This is a genomic window from Rahnella inusitata (assembly GCF_003263515.1).
GTDB lineage: Bacteria > Pseudomonadota > Gammaproteobacteria > Enterobacterales > Enterobacteriaceae > Rahnella > Rahnella inusitata.
The window spans coordinates 1-19,442 of record NZ_JYDE01000026.1 but is presented as its reverse complement, the minus strand read 5'-3'; the positions used below and the strand labels follow the sequence as shown (position 1 = coordinate 19,442).

The 19,442-nt window shown below is 53.4% G+C and carries 19 protein-coding genes; 3 read left to right on the top strand and 16 right to left on the bottom strand.

Annotated elements, in window-relative coordinates; translation table 11 throughout:
- Positions 1–180: 180 nt before the first annotated feature.
- From hemG to pepQ, 4 genes are read right to left on the bottom strand one after another with little or no spacing between them, the layout of a single operon-like run.
- Entirely contained in the window at positions 181–720 is a 540-nt protein-coding gene (hemG, locus tag TU92_RS16210) for a menaquinone-dependent protoporphyrinogen IX dehydrogenase (protein WP_112168249.1), read from the bottom strand.
- Positions 721–741: 21 nt separating this feature from the next.
- On the bottom strand, positions 742–2,193 hold the full coding sequence (trkH, locus tag TU92_RS16205) for a Trk system potassium transporter TrkH (RefSeq protein WP_112168248.1): 1,452 nt from the start codon (positions 2,191–2,193) through the stop codon (positions 742–744).
- Between the two features lie 37 nt (positions 2,194–2,230).
- Positions 2,231–2,842: an IMPACT family protein gene (locus tag TU92_RS16200; RefSeq protein WP_112168247.1), complete on the bottom strand. Its 612-nt coding sequence runs from the start codon at positions 2,840–2,842 to the stop codon at positions 2,231–2,233.
- Positions 2,842–4,173, bottom strand: coding sequence for a Xaa-Pro dipeptidase (pepQ, locus tag TU92_RS16195; RefSeq protein ID WP_112168246.1), 1,332 nt, complete (start codon positions 4,171–4,173; stop codon positions 2,842–2,844). Before pepQ ends, TU92_RS16200 begins: the two co-directional genes overlap by 1 nt.
- A 189-nt stretch (positions 4,174–4,362) precedes the next feature.
- Between pepQ and fadB the strand changes: the two genes are divergently transcribed.
- Positions 4,363–6,555 (top strand): fatty acid oxidation complex subunit alpha FadB, encoded by a 2,193-nt coding sequence (gene fadB, locus TU92_RS16190; protein WP_112168245.1) that lies wholly within the window; start codon positions 4,363–4,365, stop codon positions 6,553–6,555.
- 11 nt (positions 6,556–6,566) lie between these two features.
- Complete coding sequence (gene fadA, locus TU92_RS16185; RefSeq protein WP_112168244.1) at positions 6,567–7,730, top strand: acetyl-CoA C-acyltransferase FadA; 1,164 nt, start codon at positions 6,567–6,569, stop codon at positions 7,728–7,730.
- Positions 7,731–7,864: 134 nt separating this feature from the next.
- On the opposite strand, the gene fre is transcribed toward fadA, so the two are convergent.
- The 3 genes from fre to pepE form a co-directional block, all read right to left on the bottom strand.
- Entirely contained in the window at positions 7,865–8,566 is a 702-nt protein-coding gene (fre, locus tag TU92_RS16180; protein ID WP_112168243.1) for an NAD(P)H-flavin reductase, read from the bottom strand.
- Positions 8,567–8,614: 48 nt separating this feature from the next.
- Positions 8,615–10,105, bottom strand: a complete 1,491-nt coding sequence (gene ubiD, locus TU92_RS16175; RefSeq protein ID WP_112168242.1) for a 4-hydroxy-3-polyprenylbenzoate decarboxylase — start codon at positions 10,103–10,105, stop codon at positions 8,615–8,617.
- A gap of 165 nt (positions 10,106–10,270) precedes the next feature.
- Positions 10,271–10,996 (bottom strand): dipeptidase PepE, encoded by a 726-nt coding sequence (gene pepE, locus TU92_RS16170; RefSeq protein WP_112168241.1) that lies wholly within the window; start codon positions 10,994–10,996, stop codon positions 10,271–10,273.
- 174 nt (positions 10,997–11,170) lie between these two features.
- Here pepE and rfaH point away from each other — a divergent pair, with 174 nt between their 5' ends.
- The gene (gene rfaH / locus TU92_RS16165; protein WP_112168251.1) at positions 11,171–11,659 is read left to right on the top strand and encodes a transcription/translation regulatory transformer protein RfaH; all 489 of its coding nucleotides are present in this window, start codon (positions 11,171–11,173) and stop codon (positions 11,657–11,659) included.
- A gap of 85 nt (positions 11,660–11,744) precedes the next feature.
- Here rfaH and tatD read toward each other — a convergent pair whose 3' ends face one another.
- The 9 genes from tatD to TU92_RS16120 all read right to left on the bottom strand — a co-directional run.
- The gene (tatD, locus tag TU92_RS16160; protein WP_112168240.1) at positions 11,745–12,533 is read right to left on the bottom strand and encodes a 3'-5' ssDNA/RNA exonuclease TatD; all 789 of its coding nucleotides are present in this window, start codon (positions 12,531–12,533) and stop codon (positions 11,745–11,747) included.
- Between the two features lie 74 nt (positions 12,534–12,607).
- Positions 12,608–13,375: a Sec-independent protein translocase subunit TatC gene (gene tatC / locus TU92_RS16155; protein ID WP_112168239.1), complete on the bottom strand. Its 768-nt coding sequence runs from the start codon at positions 13,373–13,375 to the stop codon at positions 12,608–12,610.
- 2 nt (positions 13,376–13,377) lie between these two features.
- Positions 13,378–14,040, bottom strand: a complete 663-nt coding sequence (tatB, locus tag TU92_RS16150) for a Sec-independent protein translocase protein TatB (protein WP_112168238.1) — start codon at positions 14,038–14,040, stop codon at positions 13,378–13,380.
- A gap of 3 nt (positions 14,041–14,043) precedes the next feature.
- Positions 14,044–14,313: a twin-arginine translocase subunit TatE gene (gene tatE, locus TU92_RS16145; RefSeq protein WP_112168237.1), complete on the bottom strand. Its 270-nt coding sequence runs from the start codon at positions 14,311–14,313 to the stop codon at positions 14,044–14,046.
- An 87-nt stretch (positions 14,314–14,400) separates the two neighbouring features.
- Positions 14,401–16,032 carry a ubiquinone biosynthesis regulatory protein kinase UbiB gene (gene ubiB / locus TU92_RS16140; protein WP_112168236.1) on the bottom strand — a complete coding sequence of 544 codons (1,632 nt, stop codon included), beginning with the start codon at positions 16,030–16,032 and terminating at the stop codon, positions 14,401–14,403.
- A complete protein-coding gene (gene ubiJ, locus TU92_RS16135) occupies positions 16,029–16,637 on the bottom strand; it encodes a ubiquinone biosynthesis protein UbiJ (RefSeq protein ID WP_112168250.1) in 609 nt (202 codons plus the stop codon). The genes ubiB and ubiJ overlap by 4 nt, the downstream gene beginning before the upstream one ends.
- Positions 16,638–16,650: 13 nt before the next feature.
- On the bottom strand, positions 16,651–17,406 hold the full coding sequence (ubiE, locus tag TU92_RS16130) for a bifunctional demethylmenaquinone methyltransferase/2-methoxy-6-polyprenyl-1,4-benzoquinol methylase UbiE (protein WP_112168235.1): 756 nt from the start codon (positions 17,404–17,406) through the stop codon (positions 16,651–16,653).
- A gap of 150 nt (positions 17,407–17,556) precedes the next feature.
- Complete coding sequence (rmuC, locus tag TU92_RS16125; RefSeq protein ID WP_112168234.1) at positions 17,557–19,080, bottom strand: DNA recombination protein RmuC; 1,524 nt, start codon at positions 19,078–19,080, stop codon at positions 17,557–17,559.
- Positions 19,081–19,237: 157 nt separating this feature from the next.
- Positions 19,238–19,442 (bottom strand): DedA family protein (locus TU92_RS16120; protein ID WP_427909984.1); only part of this gene is annotated, 205 nt, incomplete at its 5' end.

The window sequence follows — 19,442 nt, the reverse complement described above, 5'->3', positions numbered from 1 at the left end:
GAGTCAAGAGATTATTCATTCGAACTTTCATCTTTTTCTCTTCCTGTCCGAGCGACTTCTCAGTCGTTGTTCCCGGTCAGTGGAGGCGCATTATAGGGAGTTCTCAGAAGGCCGCAACCTTTAATTTGAAAAAACTTTTCGAGTGCTTTCTTTTTGGTCTAAACGTTTATAAAGCCTGCATTAAAGCGATTTTTTATACGATATCTGCCCAAAATCCTCAGCGAATTTAGCGACCTGCTGCCAGTCTGTGTATTCAACTTCTTTGCTGGTGTCCGTTTCACCGCCTGTCATACGCATAATAAGTTGGATCATAACCTTATCAAACCAGCGATAACGCGGATAACGCAGCGCACCCGCGAAGACACCACAGATTGCCGGTTCCCACGGTGAGTTCAGCAGGAACTTGCGCACATAGGCATTCGTCTGCGGGCTGCGCTTCTCAGGCTTACGGGCGGTGAGGTTGACGCCAAAGAAGGCCGATGGCATCTGGTTAAGAGTATCAGCGTGCTTTTTCACAAATTTATCCAGCACCGCATTAAAGTGACCATAACGGATAGACGCGCCAATCATCACCTGGTCGTAGCTTTTCAAATCAACATGCCCGGCGTGCACCAGATCGATGACATCGCAGCTGCACTTCTCTTTCAGCTCACTGGCAATATAAGAAGAGATGGCATGAGTCTGCCCGTCACGGCTTGAGTAGAGTATCAACGCTTTCATTCTTGTTTCCCTTTCCAAAACTTATTCGCGCCAGAACGTCGGCGTAAACAGTACTAATAGTGTAAAGACCTCAAGACGACCAAAGAGCATGGTGACGATCAGGATCCATTTCGCCGCGGAATTCATGGACGCAAAGTTATCGGCGACAACGCCCAGCCCAGGCCCCAGGTTATTCAGCGTGGCCGTCACAGCGGCGAATGCCGAGAAGTTATCCACTCCAGTCGCAACAATCGCCAGCATGCTGACAATAAATACCAGCGCATAAGCCGAGAAAAATCCCCATACGGCTTCGATGATACGTTCCGGCAGCGCGCGGTTACCCAGCTTGATGGTGTAAACCGCATTCGGATGCACCAGTCTTTTCAGTTCACGCGAGCCCTGTAAATACAACAGCAGGATACGGATAACCTTCAGGCCGCCGCCGGTCGAACCGGCACAGCCACCGATAAACGCAGAACACAATAATAGAAGAGGCAGGAACAGCGGCCACTTTGAAATACTGTCTGTGGTGTAACCCGCCGTGGTCGCCATTGACACCACCTGGAAGAACGCCTGATTAATAGTTTCCAGCCCGGAACCGTAGACATTGTGGATCCACAGAACAATTGTGCAGATGATTACCAGCGTAAACTGTACGCCGATGAACATGCGGAATTCCGGATCGCGCCAGTACACCTTCAGGTTACGGCCACTCAGCATCGCGAAATGCAGACCATAGTTACAGCCGGAGATAAGCAAGAACACCGCGATAATGCTGTTGATGGTGCCGCTGTGGAAATAACCAATGCTGGCGTCATGCGTCGAGAAGCCGCCGATGGCAATAGTCGAGAAGCTGTGCCCGATGGCGTCAAAGACTGACATCCCTGCGCCCCATAACGATAATGCGCAGGCGATGGTCAGCAACACATAGATAAGCCACAAGGTTTTCGCGGTTTCAGCAATACGCGGGCGCATCTTGTTGTCTTTCAGCGGCCCCGGCATTTCAGCGCGATACAGCTGCATTCCGCCAACGCCCAATATCGGCAGGATTGCTACGGCGAGCACGATGATCCCCATACCGCCAAACCATTGCAGCATTTGCCGGTAGAACAGAATCGCTTTCGGTAAGGAATCCAGCCCGACCAGAGTCGTCGCACCGGTCGTCGTCAGGCCGGAGAAAGATTCAAAGAACGCATCGGTGAGTGAGAGGTTTGGCCGTTCGGAGAACAGAAAGGGTAATGCCCCGACGCTGCCCAGCACCGTCCAGAACAGGACCACGATGAGAAAACCCTCGCGCGGCTTCAGTTCACTCTTCTGCTTTCGATTGGGGAGCCAGAGGAAAAGTCCAATCGCCAGGGCGACGAAGAACGTCTGGCTGAACGCACGTCCCGCGCCGTCCCGATAAATAAGAGCGACCAGACCGGGAATAATCATCGTTCCGGAAAACAGGATGACAAGCACCCCGACGATGCGTGTTATGGCACGAAAATGCATGCTGGTGCGTTCCTCAGCGAATTAACCATAGAAAAAATTAAGAAACCGGACGCAGAATGAGCGTGCCACGGCTGATATCGAACAGATGACTGACCGTTGCCGTTGCATCCGCAGCGGGCAGCGCCAGAACGAGATCGACCGCAGCGCCAAACTCACTGCGTAAAATATGCCCGCCGACTTGCGAGAGCAGCGTTTCCACCAGCTGTAACTGGCTGTAATCACACTGCACCGCGAATTCTGCCAGCGGAACTTTTTGCTGCACGGTAAGTTGTTTTAATGCCTGCTGAACCCCGCCGCCGTAGGCTTTCACCAGCCCGCCGGTGCCCAGCATAATGCCACCGTAATAACGCACGACGACGGCAATGATTTCCCCGACGCCGCTCCCCATCAGCTGACTGAGGATGGGTTTGCCCGCAGTGCCTGCCGGTTCGCCATCATCAGAAAAACCCAGCTGTTGCGAATCATCCGGTGCACCCGCCACAAACGCCCAGCAGTGATGACGCGCTGCCGGATGCTGATGTCGTATGTCCTGAATAAACGCTTTCGCCGCCTCGACGCCTTCTGTTCTTGCCAGGAAGGTAATGAAGCGGCTCTTCTTTATCTCCTCGCTGAAAGTGACAGACTCAGCGGGAACGGGATACGGCTGCATCAGGCCAGCTTCAGATCGCGGGTCATGTTTTCGACACGGTTGTCGTGGATAACAATATTGTCCTCGATACGGATCCCGCCAAACGGCTTCATGGCTTCAATACGATCCCAGGCAAAGTGCTTACTGAATTGCCCTTCGCGCAATGGCGCCAGCAGCGAATCGATGAAGTACAAACCCGGTTCGATGGTCAGCACCATGCCCGGCTCAATCACGCGGGTGCAACGCAGATAAGGATACTGCGAAGGCGCAGCCTGATGGGTACCTTTATCGTCCTGCATAAAGCCAGCAACGTCATGCACCTGCAATCCCAGCGGATGCCCAAGACCATGTGGCAGGAATGGCCCGGTCAGCTTTTGTTCCACCATCGCGTCTTCACTGATATCCAACACCAGTTTGTGCGCTTTCAATAGTTTGGCGATGCGGTGATGCATCTGAACATGATAGTCGGTATAGCGCACACCGGACTTAATCGAGTCAATTAAAGCCAGCTGCTCGGTATTGAGATCTTTTACCAGCGCACCGAAATCACTGTCCGGTTTCCCGGCATAGGTGCGGGTAAGGTCAGCGGCATAACCGTTGTACTCCGCACCGGCATCCAGCAGAAAGCTGCGCATCTCGGACGGCGGCTGGTTATCGAGCGTGGTGTAATGCAGTACGGAGGCGTGTTCGTTCAGCGCGACAATGTTGTCATACGGCACATCGGTATCGCGATGGCCAGTGGCGGTGAGATACGCCAGATTGATATCAAACTCGCTCATGCCAGAAAGGAAAGCTTCTTTCGCCGCGCGATGTCCGCTGACGGCCACTTTCTGCGCTTCACGCATACAGGCCAGCTCATAGCTGGTTTTGTACGAACGATGATAATGCAGGAAATCCAGCACCGCTTTCGGGTTCACGTTAGCTGCGGGCACACCCATGCTGATAGCGCGATCCTGGCTTGAACCGATATAACCGACACGCTTGAGATCCACCGGCAACTGGCCTTTGATGTCCTCGGCATTGGCTAAGGGCGTAATGGCGACCTCTTTGGTCCAGAACGAGTCTGGCAGCGGCTCGTGGCTGTGCCAGTAGTCGACCGGCGAATAGAACCACAGCTTCGGCGCATTCACACCATCGACCCACAACCAGCAGTTTGGCACTTTGGTGACCGGCACCCAGGCTTTGAACTGCGGATTCACTTTGAAGGGATAACTGTGGTCATCAAGGAAGGTCGTTATCAGTTCACCAGAGTGAATGAGTAACGCATCAAGCTGAGAACGTTGCAGAATTTCGCGGGCACGCGACTGCAACGTAGCGATATGTTCTTTATAAAGCGTAGTAAGCGATTCCATCCAACTGTCCTTTTTTCACCGGAAAGACGATGCTGCATCTTATCACAGCCTTACGCCTGCCATAGTCATGGAAGGTTTGTGATCTTGCCAGCAAATAAAACACATCTCATTTGCAAATTATTAACATAATAACCACACTCGAAAGCATCTGGTCATACCAGATCATCCCAGATGATTCAGGAGAGACACATGCTTTACCAAGGCGAAACATTACACCTGCACTGGCTCGACGGCGGTATCGCGGAGCTGGTGTTCGACGCTCCGGGCTCGGTGAATAAGCTCGATACTCAAACGGTCGCCAGCTTAGGCGAGGCGATTACGGTACTCGAAAAGCAGTCTGACCTGAAAGGGTTGCTGCTTAGCTCAGCCAAACCGGCCTTCATAGTCGGTGCGGACATCACTGAATTTTTGTCCCTGTTTAACGCGCCAGCGAAGAAACTTCATGAGTGGCTGAATTTCGCCAACAGCATTTTCAACCGACTGGAAGATTTACCGGTGCCGACACTTTCTGCCATCAGCGGTTATGCGCTGGGCGGCGGCTGCGAGTGCGTACTAGCTACCGATTTTCGTATCAGCACTGCCGATGCACGCATTGGTTTGCCGGAAACCAGTTTAGGGATTATGCCGGGCTTCGGCGGTTCCGTTCGCCTGCCGCGCCTGATTGGTACCGACAGCGCCCTGGAAATTATCGCCGCGGGTAAAAACATCAGCGGTAAAGAAGCCCTGAAAGTCGGGCTGGTCGATGCGGTGGTTGATACCGATAAGCTGCGCGACGCCGGGATCTCCATGCTCAGACAGGCGGTTGACGGCAAACTGGAATGGCAAAAACGGCGTGACCCGAAACGCCTGCCGCTCAAACTCAGCCAGATCGAAGCGGCGATGAGTTTCAGCGTGGCGAAAAGCATGGTCATGCAGAATGCCGGCAAACACTATCCGGCACCGATGACCGCAGTCAAAACCATTGAAGCCGCCGCGCATCTTGGCCGCGACGAAGCACTCAAACTGGAAACCGCCAGCTTTGTGCCCCTCGCACAATCCAAAGAAGCGCGGGCGCTGGTCAGCATTTTCCTTAACGATCAGTTCGTCAAAGCCAAAGCTAAAAAACTGGCGTATAACAGCGAAAAACCAGTGCAGGCCGCCGTGCTTGGCGCAGGCATTATGGGCGGCGGGATCGCTTACCAGTCCGCGCTAAAAGGTGTGCCGGTCATGATGAAAGACATCAATGACCAGTCCCTGACGCTTGGCATGAACGAAGCGGCCAAGTTGCTCAACAAGCAACTCGAGCGCGGAAAGCTCGATGGACTGAAGATGGCGAAAGTGCTGTCGACCATTCATCCGACGCTGGATTACAGTGGTATCGAACGCGCCAACGTGGTGGTCGAAGCGGTTGTGGAAAATCCAAAAGTGAAAGCCGCAGTGCTGGCCGAGGCCGAATCGTTACTCGACGCCGATACCGTTCTGGCCTCCAACACATCAACTATTCCTATCGATCAGCTGGCTTCCTCGCTGAAACGCCCGGAAAACTTCTGCGGCATGCACTTCTTCAACCCGGTGCATCGTATGCCGCTGGTGGAAATTGTTCGTGGCGCGAAAACCTCAGATAAAACATTGTCGCGCATCGTCTCTTACGCACTGACCATGGGCAAAACGCCGATTGTGGTCAACGACTGCCCGGGATTCTTCGTCAACCGCGTCCTGTTCCCGTACTTCTCCGGCTTTAGTTTACTGCTGCGTGACGGCGCAGATTTCCGCCAGATAGACAAAGTGATGGAAAAACAGTTCGGCTGGCCGATGGGTCCGGCATATCTGCTGGATGTGGTCGGTATCGATACCGCGCATCATGCGCAGGCGGTCATGGCGGCCGGATTCCCGCAGCGTATGGCGCGAGACTATCGTGACGCCGTGGACGTGTTGTTCGATAACCGCCGCTTTGGCCAAAAAAATCAGCTGGGCTTCTACCGTTACAGCGAAGACAGCAAAGGTAAACCGCGTAAAGAGGTGGATGAACAGGCGCTCAGCCTGCTGGCTGAAAATCTCAAACCGGGCCACGCTGACTTCTCACCGCAGGATATCATCGCCCGTATGATGATCCCGATGATTAACGAAGTGGTGCGCTGCTTCGAGGAAGGCATTATTGCCAGCCCGGCTGAAGCTGATATGGCACTGGTGTACGGCATCGGTTTCCCTCCGTTCCACGGCGGCCCGTTCCGTTATCTCGATACGATTGGCACGGCGGAATATCTCAAAATGACCGAACATTACGCGCACCTGGGGCCGATGTATCAGGCACCGGACGGGCTTCGCGCCAAAGCGCAAACCAATGAAAGTTACTACCCGGTTGCGGCTCCGCTGGAAAACATCAGCACCGGTAATCAGGCATAAGGACCGAAATCATGGAAAACGTAGTCATAGTTGATGCAGTCCGCACGCCAATGGGCCGTTCGAAAGGCGGCGCATTCCGCCACGTCAGGGCTGAAGATTTATCCGCGCATCTGATGCGTGCCGTACTGGCACGCAATCCGGCGCTGGATGCCAAAAACATTGATGATATCTACTGGGGCTGCGTACAGCAGACACTGGAGCAAGGCTTCAATATTGCTCGCAACGCCGCATTACTGGCGGAGATCCCGCACAGCGTACCGGCTACCACCGTCAATCGTCTGTGCGGCTCGTCGATGCAGGCACTGCATGATGCGGCGCGCGCCATTATGGTTGGCGACGCAAAGATCAGCCTGATTGGCGGCGTGGAACACATGGGTCACGTGCCGATGAATCACGGCGTAGATTTCCATCCCGGCCTGAGCAAAAACGTCGCAAAAGCTGCCGGTATGATGGGGCTGACTGCAGAAATGCTGGCGAAAATGCACCACATCAGCCGTGAAATGCAGGATGAATTCGCTGCGCGTTCGCATCAGCGGGCGCATGACGCAACGCTTGCCGGTCACTTTGCTAACGAAATCGTACCGACCGAAGGCCACAACGCAGAAGGCGTGCTGACCCGTTATGATTTTGACGAAGTCATCCGTCCGGAAACCACGGTCGCGACGCTGGCCGCGCTGCGTCCGGCATTCGACCCGGTTAACGGCACCGTCACAGCAGGTACCTCATCGGCACTCTCCGACGGCGCTTCGGCAATGCTGCTGATGAGCGAGTCTCACGCGAAATCATTAGGCCTGAAAGCTCGCGCACGGATCCGTGCGATGGCGGTGGTCGGCTGCGATCCGTCGATTATGGGTTACGGTCCGGTTCCTGCAACGCGACTGGCGCTCAAACGCGCCGGGCTGAGCGTTGAGGATATCGGCCTGTTCGAGCTCAATGAAGCGTTTGCCGCACAGGCTTTGCCGTGCGTGAAAGACCTGGGCCTGCTGGAAACTATGGAAGAACGCGTCAATCTCAACGGCGGCGCGATTGCATTGGGACATCCGCTGGGATGTTCGGGTTCGCGTATTTCCACCACCCTGCTGAACCTGATGGAACGCCGCGATGTGCAATTTGGCGTCGCGACCATGTGTATCGGTTTAGGTCAGGGCATCGCGACCGTGTTTGAACGCGTCTGATTTTCCATTATCTGCATAAACAAAAAGCGGGCATCTCAGCCCGCTTTTTATAAATCTCGTCTTATCCGTTTTAGTTGCCGTTTTCCCGCCTGTCAGGGGCGGGCTTTTTCACGACTTGCGACGTGCTGCACCAGTCAAATGAAAGAGAACGCGTCGCCAAATAAACGGTCTTCCAGCGCACCGCGCTCTGCAACAAAACGCTCACGGGCAATCTTCGCCATCTCAAAACGTCCCGCGATATAAATATCGTGTTCCGCCAGAGAGGAGAAATCCTGCAATACAGCACTCAGCACGGTACCGCTTCTGCCCTGCCAGCCGTCTTCAGGCTGTTCCACCACCGGGATCACTTTCAGATTCGGGTGATGAATGCTCAGCGCTTCCAGCTCACCCAGATCATAAAGGTGCTTCAGCTCGCGCCCACCCCAGTAGATCGAAATGTCGCGATGAGGCTGCTGCTCCAGCGCGGTGATCAGAATCGAACGCACGTAGGAGAAACCGGTACCGCCGGCGATAAGCACCAGCGGACGCTGGCCTTCTTCGCGCAGCCATGCATCGCCGTGAGGAATATCCACGGTAATCGACTGCTCTTTCAGAATGCGATCCATCACGGCCATCGCGTACAGGTTCAGCTCGGAGGCGCCGATGTGCAACTCGATCACGTTGTGTTCCGCAGGCGTCGAGGCCAGTGAAAACGGACGCTTATCGCGCTCGTCCATCACTACCATCAGATACTGACCCGCGCGGAACGAGAAAGGCGCTTCCGGTAATAGCCGGACTCGATACACAGTATCGGTAATCGCCTCTACCGAGGTCACTTTACAGCTCAATGTTGTCATGCGTTCCCTCTGTGGGTCATCAAAGCAAAGCGTGGGACCAGGCGTCGATTATTTCTTCGCATCGTCTTTATCATTAAGAATAGCGAGCTCATCCCAAATGGCGTCGATACGGGCGGTGACGGCAGGATCCTTCACAATCGGACGCCCCCACTCACGCTGCGTTTCACCCGGCCATTTGTTGGTCGCGTCCATCCCCATTTTCGAACCGAGGCCCGAGACCGGAGAGGCAAAGTCGAGATAATCAATGGGCGTATTTTCTACCAGCACCGTATCCCGCGCGGGATCCATGCGGGTGGTAATCGCCCAAATCACGTCGTTCCAGTCACGGGCATTCACATCGTCATCACACACAATCACAAACTTGGTGTACATGAACTGACGCAGGAATGACCAGACTCCCATCATCACGCGCTTCGCATGACCGGGATATTGTTTCTTCATGGTAACGACAGCCATACGGTAGGAGCAACCCTCCGGTGGCAGATAAAAATCAACAATTTCCGGGAATTGTTTCTTCAGGATCGGCACAAAGACTTCATTCAGCGCCACGCCCAGTATCGCCGGCTCATCCGGCGGACGGCCGGTGTAGGTCGAATGATAGATAGGATCTTTGCGCTGCGTCATGTGCGTAATCGTGAAGACCGGGAAGCTGTCCACTTCATTATAGTAGCCTGTGTGGTCGCCATAGGGCCCTTCCGGCGCCATTTCACCCGGTTCGATATACCCTTCAAGCACAATTTCTGCGCTGGCGGGCACTTCGAGATCGTTAGAAATACACTTCACCACTTCGGTTTTATTGCCGCGCAACAAACCCGCAAACGCATATTCAGACAGCGAATCCGGTACCGGCGTGACCGCGCCTAAAATCGTAGCCGGATCAGCGCCAAGCGCCACGGCCACAGGAAAACGTTGCCCAGGATGTTTCTGGCACCACTCCTGGAAATCCAGCGCACCACCGCGATGAGACAGCCAGCGCATGATGACTTTGTTTTTTCCCAGTACCTGCTGACGATAAATACCCAGATTCTGACGAGGTTTATCGGGGCCACGGGTGACGGTCAGCCCCCAGGTGATCAGCGGCGCAGCATCTTCCGGCCAGCACTGCATCACGGGAATTCGGGTGATATCCACCTCGTCGCCTTCCCAAATCTCCTGCTGACAAGGTGCAGAATGCAGCACTTTGGTCGGCATATTCAGCACCTGCTTGAACTTTGGTGCTTTGTCGTATAAATCGCGCAAACCGCGCGGCGGCTCAGGTTCTTTCAGAAACGCCAGCAGTTCACCGACTTCACGTAACGCACTGACGTCTTCCTTGCCCATGCCCATCGCCACACGTTCAGGCGTGCCGAATAAATTACACAGCACCGGCATGTCATAACCCTTTGGATTTTCGAACAACAACGCCGGGCCGCCCGCACGCAGGGTACGGTCAGCAATTTCGGTCATTTCCAAATAGGGATCGACAGACTGAGTAATGCGTTTCAGTTGGCCTCTCTTTTCAAGTAACGAGAGGAAGTCACGTAAATCACGGTATTTCATGCTGATTCTGAGTCGCCGGGTTGAAGGAAAGCATTATAGAGCCTCTCCTAAGTTGTTGCTGCTTTTTTGTTACCAGCTGGTAAACACTAATAATGAAAAGGCAGTGTAACCGTCAGAAGCCGAGGCTGTTGGTCTGACGGTGCGCAAATCGCGTTTCGCTCGGCATCACCGGCAAGTAAAAGGAACCAGCCCGCTCAGCGCCTGCGTGTCCTGATATTCCTCAATATCCTGACCATGACGGAACACCTTGAAGCCTTGATCTTTGGCGCTGAAGTAACTCAGATCATTACCCGACACCTGCAACAAACTGCCTTCGCGCAGCGCAATCACCGACTCAGACGGGTTCACCGCACAGAATTCGGCAATACGCTCGTCACGGGTTTCCCCCATATGGCCGCTGACGTGTGCGTCGATGTAATGCGGATTGATTTGCACCGGAAATAGGCCAATGGACGGCAGCACTACGGAGTTGCGTACCGGCATATCATTGGTGGTACGAATACTTGGCGTTGCGACGTTACAACCTGCGCTCCAGCCGATATAAGGCACATTGCGTTCACGCACGGCGCGCTGAATGGGAACAATCAGGCTGTTTTCGTGCAATAGCTGATTGAGCATCCAGGTATTGCCGCCGCTAATCAAAATACATTGCGCGCTGGCAATGGCATCTGCCGGGTTATCTGCGTGATGAATACTGGTGACTTCGATACCCAGCGCTTGAGAAAGTGCAGTGGCACGTTCGTCGTAATCACTGCGGATCAGCGCGTAAGGGACAAGGACGGCGGAGGTGATCGCGCGGGATTTTAGCACCGCCTGAATACGCTCTTTCGCATAACCCAGTAATTCTGACTCACCGGAAAGCTTACCGTTGCTCAGTAATAACAGCTCCATGACGCTTCTCCTGACTGTAATAAGATGAAGATAAGGGGATAAGTGTGCACTTTTCTTCGATAATAAAAGATAACTGGCCGACAAGCAGCAAACGTCTGCACTGATTCTCCCTGCCTGTATATCAGGGGCGGCTTTTGCTATGCTGCCGGAATCAACGTTTTAATGTGGGAAACTATGGAATCCTGGTACTTACTCTATTGCAAACGCGGTCAGCTGCTTCGCGCCAAAGAACATCTTGAGCGCCAGCAGGTTAATTGCCTGACGCCAATGATCACCCTGGAAAAGGTGGTGCGCGGACGCCGTACTTCCGTCAGCGAACCCATGTTCCCGAATTACATGTTCATCGAGTTTGACCCGGAACGGATACATACCACGACGATCAGCGCCACCCGTGGCGTCAGCCACTTCATCCGCTTTGGCCCCAAACTGGCGACGGTTCAACCCGACGTGATCAAACAGCTGATGGAACCGCCAACCATAGAAATTCGCGATCCTGAAACACCGTATGAAGGCGATGTGGTGATGATCACCGAAGGCGTTTTCGAAGGTCTCGAGGCTATCTATACCGAGCCTGATGGCGAAGCCCGTTCACTGCTGATGCTCAACCTGATCAACCAGCCCGTGCGGCAGAGCATCGATAACACGCACTTCCAGAAAATCTGAGCGGCCTTTCCTGTCTCCGCTCTGCCAATGAAAAAGCACCGTTATCCGGTGCTTTTTCAATTCAGGCAATTATTATTTCAGGCACTTAACGCGCGGACAGAGCGAACATCTTACGTGCATTATCGTCAGTGATATCTGCCAGCCACTGGGGATCTTCTCCACGCCACAGCGCGACCTGATTCACAATATGCGGCAAAAAAGCCGGTTCGTTGCGCCGGTTCTTCGGCTTATTTTCCATATCGCGCGGCAACAAATACGGTGCATCCGTTTCCAGCATTAACCGGTCTGCCGGGATCAACGGCAACATCTCACGCAGTTCCAGCCCGCGACGTTCATCGCAAACCCATCCGGTAATCCCGATTGACAGGCCCAGAGACAGATACAGCTCAAGCTCATGCTGCGTGCCGGTAAAACAGTGAACGACGCCGCCCGGTAATGTCGACAACCAGGGTTTCAGCAACGCGGCAAAACGTTCGCCAGCATCACGACAGTGTAAAAAAACCGGCAACTGCAACTCTGCTGCCAGCCCGAGCTGTGCGGTAAACGCCGCTTCCTGCTGATCAGCGGGGGAAAAATTGCGGTTGAAATCCAGACCACATTCGCCGATAGCGACAACCTGCGGCATAGCAGCCAGCCGTCGGATCGTCAGCTCAACGTCAGTATTCCAGCCACTTGCCTGATGCGGATGCACTCCCGCCGTTGACCAGCAAAAGTCAGGATGCTCTGCCGCCATTTTCTGCGCTTCCACGCTTTCCTGTGCAGAGGTGCCGGTGATCAGCATACCGCTCAGACCTGCTGCACGGGCTCTTTCCACCACCTGAGGACGATCTTTATCAAACTGATTACTGGTGAGATTGATACCAATTTCAAACATACGAAATCCTGAAACAGAAACCGCCCTTGCGGGCGGTTTGATGTCTATTTAACACGAATGAAACGACCGGGATATTACTCAGGTTCACCCGGCTCGTTCTCTTTATCCACATCCGCACGACGTCGTCCACCCACATAGAAACGGGCAAAGAACACGCCGATCTCAAACAGCAGATACATCGGAATCGCCAGCAATGTCTGGGAGAACACATCAGGCGGTGTTAACAACATCCCGACCACAAACGCGCCAACCAGCACATACGGGCGTTTTTTCTTGAGGTCTTCTGGTGTGGTAACACCACTCCAGCACAGCAGAACGATCGCAATCGGTACTTCGAAGGAGACGCCAAATGCCATGAACAGCGCCATCACGAAATCGAGATAGTTGTTAATGTCTGTAGCAATCTGCACGCCTGCCGGAGCGGTTTTCGCAAAGAAAGCAAACGCCAGCGGGAACACCACGAAGTAGGCAAATGCCACGCCGAGGTAAAACAGTGCGGAACTGGAGAACAGCAGCGGCATCATCAGACGGCGTTCATGTTTGTACAGCGCAGGCGCGACGAACGCCCAGACCTGATACAAAATAAACGGTGCGGAAACAAATACCGAGACAATCATCGTTAGCTTGATAGGCGTAAAGAACGGTGAGGCGACATCTGTCGCAATCATGCTCGCGCCTAAAGGCATTTGTTCGATCAACGGCGAAGCCACCAGCTGATAGATGTCATTGGCAAAATAAACCAGTGCCAGGAACACCACTAAGATACAGACAATGGCATTCAGTAGTCGCTTACGCAGCTCAATCAGATGGCTGATAAGCGGTTGGGTATCTTCAACAGCCATGTTTAGCGCTCGCCCGTCGGTTTAGTGAGTGAAACCGGTTTTTCCGGCGCAGTAGGTTCAGCAACGGGTGCTTCAACGGCAACAGGTTTGGTCACAGGCGCCGTGGCCACAGAAGGCTCAGTGATGACAGGTTCTGCGGTGGCGGCCAGCGTCTCGGCCTGTGCAGCAGCGGCATGGGCCGTCCTGTTCGATGCCAGAGCGGCATCAACCGCACTTTGTGGTGCCGCAGCTGGCGCGGAGGCCACATTATCCGCCGTAGCCGGGGAGATGCCCGCATCGTGATGCGCTTCTGCATCATCTATCACAGGATTGTGGATGGTGTTACCTTCCGCTTTCGCCTCTTCCATGGCTTTGTCAGCAGGATTCAGCCCTGAGTTGATAGATTGCTTCATGGATTCTGCCGCTTCTTTCAGCTCGTCCATCGACGCTTTGATTTCCGGCGTTAAATTCTTCAGACCCGCTTCTTCGGCTTTCTTCAGGCTATCTTGCAGCTCCTGAAGTTTCAGCTCCTGCGACAGCTCGCTTTGTACCGAAGCAGCCATAGCACGAAGCGTACGGATCCAGCCTGCTACTGTTCTGACTGCTACAGGTAAACGCTCCGGCCCGAGGACAACCAAGCCAATCACCAATACCAGCAGCAGTTCACTAAATCCAATATCGAACACGGCTTATACCTGCTCTTTGTTTTGGCTCTTGGTATCTTCTGCTTTAGCGTCTGGCTTGCCTTCAATAGACTTGGCAGCGAAATCAGCATCAGTTGGCGTTATGTCAGCGTCTTTGTTTGTTTTTGACTGGCTATCATCATCACTCATGGCCTTTTTGAAGCCTTTGATGGAAGCACCCAGATCAGCACCCAGACCACGCAGTTTCTTCGTACCAAACAGCAATACGACAAGCACAACGAGAATCAGGATCTTAGTAATACTAATACCACCCATTATTTTCACCTCAAATAGGAAGGAACGACATTCATTGCCGTTGGCAAACGGCATTCAATTTAAATCAATTCTATTTTAAACAGTGTGTTAACTGGCGCGTTTCCAGCCGATCAGCCAGGAAACAACACCCGCCGTTATCAGACACGCCGGATATACTTCGACGTTGCCCAACAACAATAGGGTTCCACTCAATAACAGTGTCGCCCCTATACCCAAAAGATAACGAGACTGACCCTGACGGGAACTCTGGTTGTGCATCTGGGAGGAAAGCTTTTCGATGTTGTACTGCAACAGCTTATGTTGTTGCAGACTCTGGTAAACCAGATCGGGTAACTCAGGCAGTTTCTCAACCCAGAATGGCGCACGCTCTTTCAACGCGCGGATCATGGCAGGCAGACCCACCTGATCGCGAACCCAGCTTTCCAGGAAAGGTTTTGCCGTGGTCCACAAATCCAGTTGCGGATACAGCTGACGTCCCAAACCTTCGACATACAACAACGTTTTTTGCAGTAAAACCAGTTGAGGCTGGACTTCCATATTAAAGCGGCGCGCGGTATTAAACAGATTTAACAAAACGTTACCGAAGGAAATATCTGCAAGCGGCTTTTCAAAAATCGGCTCGCACACTGTCCGGATAGCAAATTCAAAGTCTTCAACATTGGTATCGCGCGGAACCCAACCGGAATCAACATGCAGTTCAGCCACTTTGCGATAATCGCGATTGAAGAAAGCGATGAAATTTTCAGCCAGATAGCGCTTATCTTCTTTGTTGAGTGATCCAACTATGCCGCAATCGATGCCTATGTAGCAAGGATCTTCAGGCGTTTCGTAGCTGACGAAAATATTTCCGGGGTGCATGTCGGCATGGAAGAAACTGTCGCGGAAAACCTGCGTGAAGAAGACCTGAACACCACGCTCGGCCAGCAGCTTCATGTTGGTGCCCTGCTTTTGCAGCGCTTCAACATCGGAAACCGGGATGCCGTAAATCCGTTCCATTACCATCAGGCGCTCACTGCAGTAATCCGGATACACTTCCGGCACATACAGCATCGGGCTCCCTTCAAAATTACGACGCAACTGGATAGCATTCGCCGCTTCGCGCAGCAAATTTAGCTCATCAAGCAGCGTTTTTTCATATTCGCGAACCACTTCACGCGGACGCAGACGGCGGCCATCGGGCAACAAGATCGGCACCCAACCGGCGAGGCGCGACATCAGACGGATATCAGCTTTGATAGTCGGTAAGATATCAGGGCGGATCACCTTGAGTACCACAGGCTTACCGTTCTCTTTCAGAATCGCCGTATGCACCTGGGCGATTGAGGCGGACGCCAGCGGTGTCTGGTCGAATTCATCAAACCAGTTTTCCAGCGGGCCGCCCAACGCGGTATCTATTTGCTGACGTGCCAGCGCACCATCAAAAGGCGGAACGTGATCCTGAAGCAGGGCCAGTTGGTCTGCAATGTGTGGCGGGAAGAGATCGCGACGCGTGGACATCATCTGACCGAACTTAATCCATACCGGACCGAGTTCTTCCAGCGCGAGTCGCATGCGCTCACCCAACGGCTTTTCTTTATGACGATGTGGCAACCAGAAAAACAGATAACGGCCCATGCGCAATGGCAGCGTTAAACGGATTTTAGGGATAAGCTCGTCAAGGCCGTAGATAAGAAACATGCGGATAATCAGGTATAAACGTCGCATTTCCCTTGGCGTCACGGTTTGCCCTCCAGTTTTTCGAGGCGTTTATCAAGAGCATCCAGTTCCCGCACCAGTGCGGAGACTTCATCGCTAAACCACACCACTTCCAACGGGCCTGGAGCCATCTTCCACTCTTCGGTCAGCGTTTGTGCCACGTAGTTTTGCTGATGTTTCAGCCCTTTTTGCAAGAAGCGGAAACCGCCCTGCACTGCCTGGCTTACCCCTTGGGCTGCGATATCGCCGACATACGGTGCCAGGAATTCGGCTGGCTCCCACTCGGCCATATCCAGCAGCGCAACCAGCTGCTGAACCACAGAAATATCGCCGTCGACCACCAGCTCACCGCTGCGCATTAGCGGTGATAACTGCTGGCGATCGCGCAGCTTATGCAGAACGGAGAGTTTTGAGGTGACGGTACAATCCGCCACGCCATCCCATTGTCCGAGGACATCAATTTTCTGCTCGCTGAAAACAAACGTCAGCGGAGCGCTCAGTTCCTGCAACTCGACACGAAGAACTTTACCTGCCAGACGCGTACGCGCCGCCTTCATGCTGCGATCTCTGAAAAGCAGGTAATTAAGCGGCGTCTCGATGGCAGCAGTCAGTAGCGGCGTTAACAACATCGGCATACTCATATCAGAATTTGAAACCCCGATGCAGTGCAACGATGCCACCGGTCAGATTGTGATAAATCACATTCTCAAAACCGGCATCGCCCATCATGCCTTTCAGCGTTTCCTGATCCGGATGCATACGGATGGATTCAGCCAGATAACGGTAGCTTTCGGCATCTTGCGCCACGAGTTCGCCAATACGAGGCAAAATATGGAAGGAATAGGTGTCGTACGCTTTGCTAAGCGGTTTCAACTGCGGCTTGGAGAACTCCAGCACCAACAAACGGCCACCCGGCTTAAGCACGCGGTACATAGAGCGCAGCGCTTTTTCTTTTTCGGTAACGTTACGCAGCCCGAAAGAAATAGTGATGCAGTCAAAGTAATTATCCGGGAAAGGCAGCGCTTCGGCGTTGGCCTGAACGTAGCTGACATTACCCACAATGCCGAGGTTCCGCAGTTTTTCGCGGCCCATTTTCAGCATGGAGTCGTTGATATCCGCCAGAACGACTTCGCCGGTCTCGCCGACCAGTCGGGAGAATTTAGCGGTTAAATCGCCGGTACCGCCAGCCAGATCCAGCACACGCTGACCACGGCGAACACCGCTGCAATCGATGGTGAAACGTTTCCAGATACGATGAATACCGAAAGACATCAGGTCATTCATCAGGTCATATTTTGCCGCCACGGAATGGAAGACATCTGCCACCATTCCCTGTTTGTCATCTTTAGCTACCGTGCGAAAACCAAAATGCGTAGTTTCCTGCGTCTGCTTTTCCATTTTATATGCCTGCTTTTTCAGTCGAACTCATGGGGAGAAGTGTATCAGAACCCGTTAGAAAGCCCCATCACCGATGCTGATTCAACATGTTGCAAAGATTCACCGGTTGAATCATAAAATCAGTGAAAACAGGGTGCCGCTTGTCAATAGTCATAATTCGTTCGGGTTCAACGTCGGTTCTTCTTCCGCATCAGAGGTGTCGGGCAGAGATGCGGTATCTTCAGGTTCGTTTTCCGCTTTTGCCATCTCGGCCAGAGAAGGGCTGATCGGCCGTTTAACTTCAACGCCCAACGCACGGAAACTTTCTACCTGCCCAATGAGATTACCACGCCCTTGCGAGAGTTTATTCATTGCGGAACGATAACTTCCCTGCGCTTTATCCAGACTTTGCCCCATCGACTCCATATCGTCGACGAACAGACGCAGTTTGTCATACAGGCGGGCGGCGCGATCTGCGATACGTTTGGCATTCTGACTCTGATGTTCATAGCGCCACAAGTTACTGATGGTACGTAATGCCACCAGCAGAGTCGTCGGGCTGACAAGCATAATATTGTGTCGCAGCGCTTCGCTGATCAATTCGGGCTCACGGTCGATGGCCAGCAGAAAAGCGGGCTCGACGGGAATAAACATCAGCACATAATCGAGGCTGCGCAGGCCCGGAAGCTGCTGATAATCTTTGCGCCCCAGTAAACGGATATGCCCGCGTACCGACGCAATATGTTCACTGAGCGCCAGTTCACGCTCGCTGTCGTCTTCACTGTTAAAGTAACGCTCATAGGCCACCAGGGTCATTTTAGCGTCGATCACCACATCTTTGTTCTGCGGCAGACGTACCACGACGTCCGGTTGCATCCGGCTATTGCTGTCCACCTGCACGCTGACCTGCGTCTGGTATTCGTATCCCTCGCGCAGACCGGAGGCTTCCAGCACACGGCTCAGCACCACCTCGCCCCAGTTCCCCTGCGTCTTGTTATCGCCTTTCAGCGCTTTGGTGAGATTGACGGCTTCACGCGCCATTTCAACATTCAGCTGTTGCAGATTGCGGATCTCGTGCGCCAGCGTATGTCGCTCACGCGCCTCCTGCCCGAAGCTGTCCTGCACCTGACGACGGAAACCGTCCAGTTGCTCGCGCAGCGGCAGCAACAGTTTATCGAGGCTTTGTTTGTTCTGTTCGTCAGCGCGACGGCCATTTTGTTCGAAGATCCGGTTCGCGAGATTTTCAAACTGGCTGCTCAGACGCTGTTCGCTGTTAATCAGCAGCCGCTGCTTATCTTCGGCGGCCATGCGTGTTTCATCAAGACGGGTCGATACCTCACGTAATTCGGCTTCCTGTGCGCTGTTGATTTCGCGCTGCGCACGCAGCTCCTGATTAAGCTGTTCGCATTCGTTTTGCCAGTGCGCCAGCAGTTGCAGCTTTTCCTGGCTGGCCGCCTGCATGCTGTGAAGTTTACGTAACTCCAGTTCAGCCTCGCGGATTTGCTGCAAAGAGGATTGCCGCTCGACTTTGACCGCGTCATTTTCGGCCCTCACCTGCTCAAGAGATTGCTCAAGCAAACGGCGCTGAGTCTCGAACTCAGTCTGCTGTTGCTGCTGGCGTAAACTGGCCACCAGCCAGCCCACTAATAAGCCGATTAATCCGGCGCCGAGGGCCGTCAGAATACTGATATCCACGCGTTTTCCTTCTTAAAGTCATCTGCGGTCACGGTAATAGCAGGCTGTATGGATGTCCAGTCTATTTTCTGTTGCATTAAAGCTTTGCGGGATGTCTTCCAAAAAGGAATTTCTCTGCTATTTCCCCCTTGCGGCAGGCCTTCACAGAGAGCAGGATTCAAAACCAGCGGCTGAGCCATTGAATGCCAAAAGCGCCGGGCGCCAGAATACCGAAGGCCCAGATCAGCGCGGAAGTGATATTGGCAATCTGGAAGTACTTTTGCGGCATACCACAGATACCTGCGACCAGCGGGACGACAGCACGAAGCGGGCCAAAGAAGCGGCCAATAAACGCGCCCGGCATGCCCCATTTATCAAAAAAA